General features: G+C 64.6%; 11 protein-coding genes. 3 read left to right on the top strand and 8 right to left on the bottom strand.

Annotated elements, in window-relative coordinates; genetic code table 11:
* The first annotated feature begins 33 nt into the window (after positions 1–33).
* Positions 34–1,599, top strand: a complete 1,566-nt coding sequence (locus AC5IJH_RS17555; protein WP_491904126.1) for a flavin monoamine oxidase family protein — start codon at positions 34–36, stop codon at positions 1,597–1,599.
* A complete protein-coding gene (locus AC5IJH_RS17560; protein ID WP_491904127.1) occupies positions 1,592–2,074 on the top strand; it encodes a Rid family hydrolase in 483 nt (160 codons plus the stop codon). Before AC5IJH_RS17555 ends, AC5IJH_RS17560 begins: the two co-directional genes overlap by 8 nt.
* Positions 2,075–2,081: 7 nt before the next feature.
* Here AC5IJH_RS17560 and AC5IJH_RS17565 read toward each other — a convergent pair whose 3' ends face one another.
* The 5 genes from AC5IJH_RS17565 to AC5IJH_RS17585 form a co-directional block, all read right to left on the bottom strand.
* Complete coding sequence (locus AC5IJH_RS17565) at positions 2,082–3,332, bottom strand: hypothetical protein (RefSeq protein WP_491904128.1); 1,251 nt, start codon at positions 3,330–3,332, stop codon at positions 2,082–2,084.
* A 128-nt stretch (positions 3,333–3,460) separates the two neighbouring features.
* Complete coding sequence (locus tag AC5IJH_RS17570) at positions 3,461–4,486, bottom strand: transglutaminase family protein (protein WP_491904129.1); 1,026 nt, start codon at positions 4,484–4,486, stop codon at positions 3,461–3,463.
* Positions 4,486–5,463, bottom strand: coding sequence for an alpha-E domain-containing protein (locus AC5IJH_RS17575; protein ID WP_491904130.1), 978 nt, complete (start codon positions 5,461–5,463; stop codon positions 4,486–4,488). Before AC5IJH_RS17575 ends, AC5IJH_RS17570 begins: the two co-directional genes overlap by 1 nt.
* A 2-nt stretch (positions 5,464–5,465) precedes the next feature.
* On the bottom strand, positions 5,466–6,950 hold the full coding sequence (locus AC5IJH_RS17580; RefSeq protein ID WP_491904136.1) for a circularly permuted type 2 ATP-grasp protein: 1,485 nt from the start codon (positions 6,948–6,950) through the stop codon (positions 5,466–5,468).
* 8 nt (positions 6,951–6,958) lie between these two features.
* Positions 6,959–7,777, bottom strand: a complete 819-nt coding sequence (locus AC5IJH_RS17585) for a transglutaminase-like domain-containing protein (RefSeq protein ID WP_491904131.1) — start codon at positions 7,775–7,777, stop codon at positions 6,959–6,961.
* 196 nt (positions 7,778–7,973) lie between these two features.
* Between AC5IJH_RS17585 and AC5IJH_RS17590 the strand changes: the two genes are divergently transcribed.
* Positions 7,974–8,747 (top strand): proteasome-type protease, encoded by a 774-nt coding sequence (locus tag AC5IJH_RS17590; RefSeq protein WP_491904132.1) that lies wholly within the window; start codon positions 7,974–7,976, stop codon positions 8,745–8,747.
* On the opposite strand, the gene thrB is transcribed toward AC5IJH_RS17590, so the two are convergent.
* From thrB to AC5IJH_RS17605, 3 genes are read right to left on the bottom strand one after another with little or no spacing between them, the layout of a single operon-like run.
* Positions 8,744–9,652, bottom strand: a complete 909-nt coding sequence (gene thrB / locus AC5IJH_RS17595) for a homoserine kinase (protein WP_491904133.1) — start codon at positions 9,650–9,652, stop codon at positions 8,744–8,746. The genes AC5IJH_RS17590 and thrB overlap by 4 nt on opposite strands.
* Before the next feature lie 8 nt (positions 9,653–9,660).
* Positions 9,661–10,938 (bottom strand): threonine synthase, encoded by a 1,278-nt coding sequence (thrC, locus tag AC5IJH_RS17600; RefSeq protein WP_491904134.1) that lies wholly within the window; start codon positions 10,936–10,938, stop codon positions 9,661–9,663.
* Positions 10,935–12,248: a homoserine dehydrogenase gene (locus AC5IJH_RS17605; RefSeq protein ID WP_491904135.1), complete on the bottom strand. Its 1,314-nt coding sequence runs from the start codon at positions 12,246–12,248 to the stop codon at positions 10,935–10,937. Before AC5IJH_RS17605 ends, thrC begins: the two co-directional genes overlap by 4 nt.
* Positions 12,249–12,506: the final 258 nt, after the last annotated feature.

The raw sequence follows: 12,506 nt of genomic DNA on the forward strand, positions 1-12,506 counted from the left end.
TTTTTTTCCGCTGCACTGAGAGGGAGAAGGTTTATGGCACTCACCCGGCGGCAGTTCCTCTATCGAGTCGGCCAGGCGGGCGGCTACGGAGCTGCCTTCACAATGCTGCAGACGCTCGGGCTCCTGCCCGTTGCGGCCACATCGGCGCAATCTGTTCGCGCCGTCCCCGGCCACGGCAAGCGTCTTGTCATCCTCGGCGGCGGCATCGCCGGACTGGTCGCTGCATACGAGGCCACGCGCCTCGGCTACACCTGTACCGTGCTCGAGGCACGTGAGCGCGTCGGCGGCCGCAACTGGACCGTGCGCCGCGGTTCCAAAGTCGCCTTCACTGACGGCACTGAGCAGACCTGCAACTTCGACGACGGCCTCTACTTCAACGCCGGACCCGCACGTCTGCCCTCCATCCACACCCACATGCTCAAGTACTGCCGCGAACTGAACGTGCCGCTCGAGGTCGAGATCAACACCTCGCGGTCCACGCTGCTGCAGTGCGACAACCTGAACGGAGGCAAGCCCGTCGAGCAGCGCCAGATGGTGAACGACACGCGCGGTCACGTCGCGGAGCTGCTGGCCAAATGTATGCGCCAGGGTGCGCTCGATCAGGAGCTCGATGATGCGGACCGCGCCCGCATGCTCACCTTCCTGCGCCAGTACGGAGACCTGCAGCCCGACTACCGCTTCACCGGCACGGAGCGCTCCGGCTTCAGGGTCACCCCCGGCGCCGGCCCGCAGGATGGCGTCTCGCGCGATCCGCTGCCCATGCACGCACTGCTCGACGCTGATCTCTGGCAGGGCATGCTGACCGAAGACATCATCGATTGGCAGGCGACCATGTTCCAGCCGGTCGGCGGCATGGACCGGATTCCCGCCGCGTTCGAGCGTAAGCTCGGCAACGTCATTCGTCACCAGGCAGAGGTCAAGCGCATCCGCCAGAAGAATGACGGTGTTTTGGTTACGTATAAGGATCGCTCCAGCGGGCACGTCGAAACCATCACCGCTGACTACTGCATCTGTGCCATGCCGCTCACCACGCTCAAGAAGGTCGATGCCGACTTCTCACCACCCGTGCAGGCTGCGATCGATCGCGCCAGCTACGATTCGGCCTACAAGGTGGCCTGGCAGTCCCGCCGCTTCTGGGAGCAGGACGACCACGTCTACGGCGGCCTCTCCTTCCTGCGCCAGACCGTCGACGTTGTCTGGTACCCCAGCTACAGCCTCTTCTCCGAGCGTGGCGCGCTGGTTGCGGGCTACTCCATCGAGAACGGCACAGCGTTCGGTAAACTGGCCGGCATGCAAGCCAAGCTCGACGCCAGCCGTGCTGCAGTCGAGAAGCTGCATCCCGGCCGCGGCCATGAACTGCGCGATCCCGTCTACGTGAGCTGGGGCAACATACCGTTCAACCTCGGCTCGTGGATCAGCGGGTTTGGCCGTAGCGAAACGGAAGACTATCGCGTGATCACGCAGCCGGACCGCCGCGTCTACTTCGCGGGCGACCACACCAGCCACCTGGTCGGCTGGCAGGAAGGCGCTGCCCTCTCCTCCATCCGCGCGCTCAACTCTATCGCAGACCAGATCAGCCCCGGAGATCATCTTGCCTAACGTACGTTTCGCAGTTACCTGTGCCGCTCTCGCGCTCTCAGTGTTGCCTGTTATCCCCGCCGCCTCTGCACAGAGCAGCATCATCCGTGTGCCGCTGCCCGCCGGCTCCACCTTCCCGATCTCTCAAGGTGTCTGGGTGGGCAACACGCTCTACCTCAGCGGCATGCTCGATCCCGAGGTCGGCAAAACGCCCGCGAAGGACACCAAAGGCCAGACCGTCAGCGCGATCGAGGGTATCCAGAAGGCACTAGCGGAACAGAAGCTCACGCTCGCCGATGTCGTTATGATGCACGTCTATATCGCGGCCGATCCGACCACTGGAAAGATGGACTTCCACGGGTTCATGGATGGCTACACGCAATTCTTCGGCACCAAAGAGCAGCCAAAGAAGCCCGCCCGTTCCGCCATGCAGGTGGCCGCGCTCGCCGCGCCCGGCGCGCTGGTTGAAATCGAAGTGATCGCCGCTCGCCCCTGAGCCGCTGCTACTGCTTGGGACCGATCTCTGGCGGCCACAGCCAGGGCCGATGCTCCTGCTTCGCAGACTGATACGACTTCAGGAAGTCGACAAAGGGAAAGCTGCGAGCATGCCCTGCGAAGAAGCCGACGTCCGTGGAGAGATTGACAGCAAGAAGGAACACCGCCGCTCGCCGCCACGCGATATCGAACTGCGGTGCAGGCACATCAGACTGGGTTCGCTGGTTCCACCAGGAAGCCGCTATAACACATAGCGCTGCGTTCAGAGTCATCATCATGAGCCAGCGATAGCGGTCATACGCCGCAAGATTCAACGCAAGCGGAGCCATCGTGCTGAGCACGAAGTACCAGCGGACCGCTCGCCGGCCAGGACCCGCCAGTCGCCACGCCACCATCAGGAAGAAAATTGCGGTTGGTAAAAAGGCGATGACCCCCACTGCTTCGTTTCCCCACCAGTTGCCGGCGCTCATCAGCTTCATCATGCGCGCGCGGTTCTGGCCGTCGGACTCAGTGAGCATCGCTTCGAGCAGGACATCATAGGGCCGGAAATCGGTACGGGCGTCGATCTGGCGTTCAAGCACTGTGATCTGCACCGGCGTCATGCTGGGACCGCGAGCCAGTCCGAAGACCAGCACCCATGGCAGCGCTGCTGCCGTACTAATGGCTGCCCAACGCATCGCATGCGGACGCGTCGTCTCTGTCGCCCAGTACACAGCGCCCGTAAGTGACAACGGCAGAAATGCCAGCGCATATAGCTCGTGGAAGAGAACACCCAGAATTCCCGCAGCCAGCGCCCCTAGCAATTGCCACCGTGGGTTGCGCAATTGAAAGACCAGCAGCACGAGCAAGTAGTGCACAATCTCGAGGTAGCCCACAACATTCACCAGCAGGCTGACGAAGATGCCGCTGGCCAATAGGGCAGAGAACGAACCTAGCGCCAGCGCATCGAAACCGGAGCGTCGCACACTCCACGTCAGTAATCCCAGGAGCGCCGCCAGCAACAGAAATGCGAGCAGCGAGAAGACGAGGTAGTGGTTCACGGGGATGTGCAGCCGCCGGCACACTTCACCGAACATTCCGCGCCGTATGAAGCCGTTTCGATAATCAAGCTGGGCCTGTGTTGCCGGCCACGAATAGGGCATCCGCAGCCCCTTCAGCACGGCAGTAATCGCAGCAAACACAAGCAGCAGGCGGTAGAAGCGGCGCTCGTCGCGAAAGGCGCCGGCCAGGGTCGAGATCGTCAGGTGGTCACTCCTCATCAGCCTGCGCTCCGGCGTGGACCTCGCCCGCGCAGATGCCCGGGTCAGAGTATCAAGCCCATCGCGTGACCGAAGAAAGGGTTCGAGCCCGTCGTCATGACGCGCATAGCGATCGGCCTCGCTGGTGTTCAGCTCATGCGCGTCTTCGCCTGCTGCTGTTGCATCTGCTGGATCTGCAACAGCGGCGACGCCAGTGGCAGCGGATCGTGCACCCGCTCCACCACCACCGACCAGTCCTCCGGCACGGGCGTCGTCTCGTCGAAGGATGGCGCCTTGTCGAAGGCCTCCACGTGCACCGCCACACTTAACTCGCTCTCCGTCTTGCCGCGGTACACGCCGTGTGTCGGCGGCACATCGGCATAATCGCGGCCGATAGCAGTGCGAATGTGCCGGTCCTGCGCGATCACGTTGTTCGTCGGGTCGAGACCAAGCCAGCCAAGCTGCGGCAGAAATGCCTCCACCCACGCGTGCGTTGCGCTCGGCGCACTGCGTTCGTCTCCGTCATTTGCGGCGACGATGCCGTCCGCCGGTGCGTGGTAGAGATAGCCGCTCACATAGCGGCACGGAATGCCCACCATGCGCGCGAGCGCGATCATGATGTGCGCGAAGTCCTGGCACACACCGCTGCGCGATGCCAGCGCAACGTCGATGGGCGAATCGACATTCGTGCTGCGTGTCTCATACTCGAAGCTGCTGTAGACGCGCTCCGTGATCTCGAGCAGCAGCGACAGTGGATCGCCGCGCCGCGCGATATTCCACTCTGCCGCAAGCGCGCGCAGTGCATCGGTCGGCACTGCGAACGTACTCGGCAGCAGCATCTCCCAAAAATCGTCCTCAGCCAGCAGCCGGTCCAGCTCAGTCCACGCGTCCGCCCCCAGCAGAGTCGGCACCGGGCCAAGCGGCTGCTGCTCCACCAGCGCATGCGCCACGATGACGAGCTGCCGGTGGTCGCCCGGTATATCGAAGTGGTGCACCTGGTTGCCGAGATGATCGCGAAACGAGAAGACGCGACACCGCGGACTCACCGACAGTGAGAACGTCAGGCAGCGCTGGTTGCCATCGCCTCGCGGCTGCATGCAGATTTCCATCGCTGTCTCGCACACGGAATGCGAGTAATCAAAGCGCGTCAGATGCTGGATCGAGTAGTACTTCATCAGCTCATCGCCAGTGCAGTTTGAATGGAGTACTGGATGTACAGCCGGAACACCCCCTCGTGCACCTGGCGGCACTGCTGCAGGATGTTTGCGAGATACGCTGCCAGATCCTCCGCAAGCACCTCCGCCATGTCGACAAAGCTGAGCGAGGCCTGCAGCCGGCCGGAGATACGCGCCAGCTCGTCCGAGACATGCATGCCGCTTCTCGACGCAATCGCCAGCAGCGCGCTGCGCAGGCAATCCACCGAGTAGCGGACAGAATGCGGGAAGTCCGCATTCAGCAGCAGAAATTCAGTGATGCGCTCAGGCGTGAAGTCCGCAGTGTGTGCGTGGCAGTAAGCCTCAAAGGCGCTGCACGAGCGCAGCATGCCCGCACCCTCCAGGAAGTCGTAACTGCCATGCGTGTCATTCTGCACCAGCGCCCGCTCTTGGTAGTCCACATCGAGCAGCGTCGCCGTCGCCGCCGCCCGCTCGATATACCGGCCAAGCTGGATGAACTGCCAGCCCTCGCCATGGCTCATCGTGGAGTCGGTCACTCCCTGGAACAGGTGCAGGTCCATCAGGATGCTGGGCAGAAAGCTCGTCAGCGCATTGAAGGATGCGACCTCGCGCTGCGCGGCCAGCATGCCGTGGTAAAGCCGATTCAACTGCTGCCACTGCTCAGAGCTCAGCTCGTCGCGCACCTGCCGCGCGTTTTCCCGCGCCTGCGCAATGCAGTTCACAATCGCCGCGTGGCCGTCATGGCTGAACGTCAGCGCGTGGGTCAGCTCGTAGAAGTCCCCAGTCCACGCCGTCTTTGCCGGGTGCCCCAGGCACGCCAGCACGCGACGCCAGCGCCGCTCGAGCCCCAGGTTCGGCGTCGTGCTCGCCTCGTCCAGCATCAGGCTCATGTTCACGTCGATCAGGCGCGCCGTGTGTTCGGCGCGCTCGAGATAGCGGCTCATCCAATACAGGCTGTCTGCGACGCGCGAGAGCATAGTTAGTCGTTCACCACCCAGGTATCTTTGCTGCCCCCGCCCTGCGAAGAGTTCACGACCAGCGATCCCTCTTTCAGCGCGACGCGGGTCAACCCGCCCGGCACCACCGTCGCCTTGTCGCCAAACAATATGTAAGGACGCAGGTCGACGTGTCGCGCCTGAATGCCGCCATCGAGCAGGCACGGCGCGCGGGAGAAATCAAGCGTGGGCTGCGCAATGTAGTTGCGCGGATCGGCCTCGATGCGCGCGCGAAACTCCTCGCGCTGTGCAGCAGTACTCTGCGGCCCGATCAGCATGCCGTAGCCGCCGGACTCACCCACCGCCTTCACCACCAGATTGTCCAGGTTCGCGAGCGTGTGCTGCCGCTGCACTGGATCCGTCATCAGGAACGTCTCGACATTGTTGAGCAGCGGCTCCTCGCCCATGTAGTAGCGGATGATCTCCGGCACATACGCATAGATCGCCTTGTCATCCGCCAGCCCGGTGCCGAACGCGTTCGCCAGCGTCACATTGCCCGCACGATAGGCATTGAACAGTCCGGCTGCACCCAGCATCGAGTCTCCACGAAATGACAGCGGATCGATGAAGTCATCATCCACGCGCCGGTAGATCACGTCGACGCGCTTTAGCCCTGCGGTCGTCCGCATGTAGACCACGTTGTCGTGAATCACGAGGTCGCGGCCTTCAACTAACTCAATCCCCATCTGGCGCGCGAGATAGGTGTGCTCGAAGTAAGCCGAGTTATAGATTCCCGGTGTCAGCACCACGATCGTCGGCTCCGGCCGCCCCTCGGGAGCCAGCGAGCGCAACGTCGCCAGCAGCACCTGCGAATAGTGCTCGATGGGCCGCACGCCGTAGGCGCGAAACAGCTCCGGGAAGATGCGCTTCATCACGCGCCGGCTGGTCAGCATGTAGCTCACGCCGCTCGGCACGCGCAGGTTGTCTTCCAGCACCACAAACTCGCCAGAATTCAAGCGCAGCAAATCTGTGCCGCTCACTGCGACGTAGATGTTGCGCGGTACCTGCAATCCGCGCATCTCCCGCCGGAAGTGCCGGCACGTGTACACCACCTCGCGCGGCACCTTGCCGTCAGCGAGAATGCGGCCCTCGTTGTAGACGTCGTGCAGAAACATGTTCAGCGCCGCGATGCGCTGGATCAGTCCGCGCTCGATGTGCGTCCACTCTGCATTGCTCACGATGCGGGGCAGCACGTCATAGGGAAACACGCGCTCCGTGCCCTGCTCCTGTCCGTACACCGTGAACGTGATCCCCTGCGTCAGGAACGACAGGTCCGCCGCTTTTTTGCAGCGCTCGATCTCTGCCTGCGGCATGCGGGCGAACATCTCGAGCAGCCGTTGATAGTGCGGCCGCACCTCTCCCGTGCGCCCGAACATTTCGTCGTACGCGCCATCCAGCTGGTAGTTCCGCAGAATGGCGGACCGGTAGCTCTCGTTGTCGTTGAACAGCCGGCTCTGGCCCAACTCCATCTCGACCGTCATACGGTCACTCCGGCCTCGACTTCGCTCACCACGCGGAAGCTCTTCAGCTCCGCGGCGCCGAAGGCCGTGGTCAACGCGACGTCGGAGGCATCGCGGCCGGTCGCCATCAGCACGCGACCCACGCGCGGCCAATAGTTGCGTGCGTCCAACGTCCACCACTGGCCGCCCAGGTACACCTCGAACCACGCGCTGAAATCCATGGCGTTCCCAGACGCAGGCACGCCGATGTCACCCAGATACCCCGTCGCATAGCGCGCCGGAATGTTCATCGCGCGGCAGAAGGTGATCGCCAGATGCTGAAAATCGCGACAGACACCGCGCCGTTCCGTGAACACGTCGAGCGCTGTCTTCGTCGGCCGCGCGAAGTGGTAGCCGAACATCACCTTCGTGTTCACCCAGCGGCAGATCGCCTGCACCCGCGGCCAGCCCGGCGCCTCAGCGCCGAACAGTTCATGCGCTACCGGCGACAGCAAGTCCACCTCGCAGTAGCGGCTGTTCAGCAGAAACTGCAGCGTCTGCGTGGGCAGATCGGCCACGGTATGCTCTTCGGCGCCCCAGCCCTCCAGGTCCAACATGCCGCTGTCTTCGATCAACGTCGAACCGTGCAGCCGCACCATGCCCGCCGGCAGTTGCAGGCGCGCGCAGCGGTTGCCGAAGGAATCGACGTAGTCGTCCTTCCCAATGCCGGGCGACAACTCCAGCACATCCGGCTCGCACAGGTCGCGGAGCCGCGACGGATGCACGTACAGCATCGCCACCATCGCCACATCGCGCGTCGTTTCGAATTCGAGGTCGTAGCCCAGTCGTATCTTCATCGGCGAAGCTGCTCTTCCACTACGGTCAGCTCGCTTCGAACGACAGGGGTCGAGGCGGGTACACGGCCGCTTGCGGCGCGGGCCGGCCGGGAGCGCCAAAGCTCCGGGGGACTAGGATGCCACATTCGCACCTTGTGTGCGCTTTTCTTCTGTGCCCCGTAGCAATTCTCACCCGCCTGCGCGACCATGGACCCAGATGACCTACTGCCTTGGAATCATGACCCGCGAGGGTCTCGTCATGGCCTCGGATTCGCGCACCAATGCCGGATACGACCAGGTCAACGTCTGCCGCAAGATGCACACCTTCGTCGTGCCCGGCGAGCGTGCCTTCGTGCTGCTCACCAGCGGAAGCCTCTCGCTCACGCAATCCACCATCACGCTTTTGCAGGATGAGTTTCAGCAGGGCCGCGGCCTCGCGCAGGTCGACTCCATGTACTCGGCCGCGCGCGTACTCGGCGAAGCCGTGCGCCGCGTCTCGGATCTCGACCGCGCCGCGCTCGAGCGCGATGAGTACAACTTCAACATCCACCTGCTGCTCGGTGGCCAGGTCAAGGGCGCGCCGCCCGCGCTCTACTGCATCTACCCGCAGGGCAATCCGCTCAGCGCCACGCAGGATTCGCCGTACCTGCAGATCGGCGAAGTGAAGTACGGTCGACCCATCCTCGACCGCGGCATCGTCTATGACCAGACGCCGCTCGAAGTGGCTGCGCTCTACGCCATGCTTTCATTCGACGCCACCATTCGTTCGAATGTCACCGTAGGTCCACCGCTCGAACTGCTCGTCTATCGCGATGGCGCACTCGACTTCAACGAGTACCGTCGCTTCGCTGCGGACGATCCTGAGTTGACCGACCTGCACGCGCGCTGGGAGTCTGTTCTGCGCCGCGCGGTCGAAGACCTGCCGCGCCTTACCCTCGAGGATCGCCCGGCCCCGATTCAGCAGGCACTGCTCGAACCCGCGCAGCGCTAGAGGAAGGGCTGCTCGCCCTTCAGATAGCGCGTCGTGAACGGATGTCCCGTCGCGCGATAGCTCTCTTCGACCAGCTCCTTCACCTCGTCCGACTCACCCAACGTCAACGCCAACAGCGACGGCCCCGCGCCGCTCAGGCACACACCCAACAGCTCCGGATGCTGCAACGCAAGCATCGCGCCCAATCCAGGCACCAGGTCGCGGCGATAGGGCTGGTGCAGCCGGTCGATCATCGCCTCGCGCAGGCTCTGTGGCTGCTCGCTTTCAAGCGAGCACAGTAGTAGCGCCAGCCGCTGCATGTTGCTCACTGCATCGCGGAACGGCACATGTGTCGGCAACACCTCCCGCGCGCGCGACGTGGTCAGTGCGTAGTCGGGCGTCAACACCAGCAGCCGTATCGACTCCGGCCACGGCAGGCTCACCGCGGTCACGGTGCCATCGTCCGCCTGGCAGCTCACCGTCAGGCCACCCAGCATCGCCGCGGCCACATTGTCCGCGTGCCCTTCAAGCGCTGCAGCCACCGCGAGTAGCGGTGTAGGCCCTAGCGAGACGCCGCTCGCCAGCTCAAACAGCCGCAGCCCCGCCACCGTCGCTGCGGCACTTGAGCCCAGCCCGGAGCGTGGCGGAATCTGGCTGCGCACCATCACGTGCAGCGAGGGAAGCGGCCGCGCGTACTCGTGCCGCAGATGATTGAAAGCGTCGTGAATGAGGTTGTCGCCCATCGGGTCACAGCCGATGAAGTCGAACGACACCTCGTCCATGCCGCTGCGCCGCTCCACCTCGAGGCTCAGGTAGAGATTCACCGCAACCGCGAGCGTGTCGAAACCGGGGCCCAGATTTGCAATCGACCCAGGTACGTGTATCTCCTCCGGGCCGTCCTGCCAAAGCAGTGCGTCGTCAGTCATGGCGGTCCTCAGTGGCCCTCTTGCTGGCCCTGTCCTCCCGCCCCATGCCGCTCCAGGACGTACGCCGTGTCCTTCAGCACATGCCCGGTCAGCATCGCGACGATCTCCGCGTCTCGCTCCACAAGCCCAGCTTGGCGCAGCTTGCGCAGCCCCGCCAGTGTCGTTGCCGATGCGGGCTCGCATCCGATGCCATCGCGTCCAATCGCCGCCTTGGCCTCTGCGATCTCCTCGTCCGTCACATCCAGCACCCGGCCGCCCGTCGATTCCACCCCGTGCAGTGCCTTCCGCCATGACCGCGGATTGCCGATGCGGATCGCCGTCGCGCGCGTCTCCGGATCGAGCGGCGTCAGCACCGCATCGGGTTGCGACTCCCGTTCGCGCCACAGCCGCGCAAACGGATTCGCGCCCGCCGCCTGCACCACGATCAGCTTCGGCGCGCGTTCGATCAGCCCCCACGCTAGCAGCTCGTCGAATGCCTTGCCGAACGATGCGCTGTTGCCCAGGTTGCCGCCCGGCACCACCAGGTAGTCCGGCGCGCGCCACCCGCGCTCCTCCATCACCTCGTACATGCAGGTCTTCTGCCCCTCGATGCGGAACGGGTTCACCGAGTTGAGGAAGTAGACCTCCTCCGGCGGCAGTGCTAGCAGCGTGTTCAGCGCGTCATCGAAGCTGCCATCGATCTGCACGATCTCCGCGCCGAAGTCGAGCGCCTGCGCCAGCTTGTTCTTCGATACCTGCCCCGACGGCAGATATACCCGGCCCACCATGCCCGCGCGCGCCGCATACGCCGCCAGCGACGCCGCCGTATTGCCCGTGGATGCGCACGCCACCACCTTCGCGCTGAGGTGCCGCGCCTCGGTCATCCCCGTCGTCATCCCCAGGTCCTTGAAGCAGCCCGTCGGGTTCCAGCCCAGATGTTTGAAGTGCAGGTGCGTCACATCCGCCCACGCCGCCGCGCGCTGCGCCCGCACCATCGGCACATTGCCCTCGCCAAGCGTCACCAGCTCATTGTTGTCGTACTCGGGCAGCGCCTCGCGGAAGCGCCACACGCCGCTCTTGTCCGCCGGCGCAAACGACCCGCGCCGCTCGCGCCACACCTGCTTCAACTCCGCAGGGCCCATCTCCGGCCGCGCGATCGCCACCTCCAGCAGCTCGCCACACTGCGGGCACGCCATCACCGGCGTGTGCAGCTCGAGCGTCGCACCGCACTGCGTTGATGTGCAGCGCAGATGCGTGTGCTGTGTGTCGACTGCCGCACTCACGCGCGTTTCCTCACGTGCACTCATGCACGTTTCCTGAGGATGGGGAGGCACAGCGGTGGTTGCACCAGGAAGTGCAGCTTGCCAATCTCGGACATCGCCGCGTCGAGCGCCTGTGGACTCGACGGCTCCAGCGTGATCGCAAACGGCAGCGCCTCGCGCGCGTGCCCCGGCAACTGCAGCACGGCATCCACGTTGATCGCGTACGTCGCCAAAACCTTCGTAATCGCCGCCAGAATGCCCGGCCGATCGCGCACCAGGAAGCGCGTGTAGTGCGGCATCACCAGGCTGCTTGAGACCGGCAGCCGACGCAGTGCGGGGCTCAGCGATTCAGACGACGGCGAGCCCAGCTTCGCCAGCGCCACCAGGTCGCTGACGACGGCCACTGCCGTCGGTCCGCCGCCCGCACCATTGCCGGAGAAGGTCGTCTCGCCGCCGTAGCGCCCGGTGCTGACGACGATGTTTTGCGGCCCCACCACCTGCGCATGCGGCAGCGTGCGCTCCACCAGCATCGGCTGCACCGCGATGTGCAGGCCGTCGCTCGTCACCTCTGCATGCGAGATCTGCCGGATCGTGCAGCCCAGCTCCGCCGCATACCCCAGGTCCACCGCCGTGATCGGTCGGATCGACCGGCACATCACGGCCTCCGGATCCACATCCGCGCCCAGCGCCACGCGGCTCAGGATCGTGATCTTCGCGCGCGCATCGTAGCCATCCACATCCGCGCTCGGATCGGCTTCGGCAAAGCCTGCGCGCTGCGCCTCGCCCAGCGCATCGGCGAACGGCAGCCCCGCATGCTCCATGCGCGTCAGGATGTAGTTACATGTGCCGTTCAGGATGCCGCTCACGCGAATCAGCGCATCGCCCGCCAAGCCCTCCTGCAGTCCGGAGAGCACCGGCACCCCGCCCGCAACCGAAGCACCGTAAGCCAGGTGCTGCCGCTGCCGGCACGCCAGCTCGCTCAGCGCGACGCCTTCCGCTGCGATCAATGCCTTGTTCGCCGTCACGACAGACTTGCCGCTGGTCAGCGCTCGGCGAATCCAGTCGCCCGCCGGGTCGAGGCCGCCCATCAGCTCCACAAATACGTCGACGTCCGACGCGAACACCTCGTCCGCGTTGTCTGTCCAGCGCACCGAGGCGGGCATCCAGTCCCCGCACTGCGCGCGCTTTTCCGCAATGCGCCGGTTCAGGACCCACGCGAGTTCGAAGCCCGGCGACGCATGCGCCTGCTCCACCAGGATGCGCGCCACCGCCGACCCCACCGTGCCGAACCCGGCAATCGCCACGCGCAACCGCCGGCCCGCTCCCCGCTCGCTCTGGCCCGCCGCCCCGTCCATCGCTTGTCCCCGCTCGCCTGCACCACGGCACGCAAGCGCGTCCCGTGTGCATGGCTTGGTGTGGTGTGCCTCCTGTTGTATCAGGGACCTGCGTGGGGACCAACCTCGCCGCTTATTGCACGGCGAGTTGCAGCGGTGTGGTCGTGGTCGTCCCCCTGATCAACGTGCCGAAAACCAGGGTGCTCGCTTTTCTGCTTGCGCTGAGTCCGCTCCTTCCGCAAAATCACCTTCACCTCCGGCCCAGTTCAGCAAAAAAAA

Source organism: Candidatus Dedyshia acidiphila (genome assembly GCF_051025295.1).
Classification (GTDB): domain Bacteria; phylum Acidobacteriota; class Terriglobia; order Terriglobales; family Acidobacteriaceae; genus KBS-83.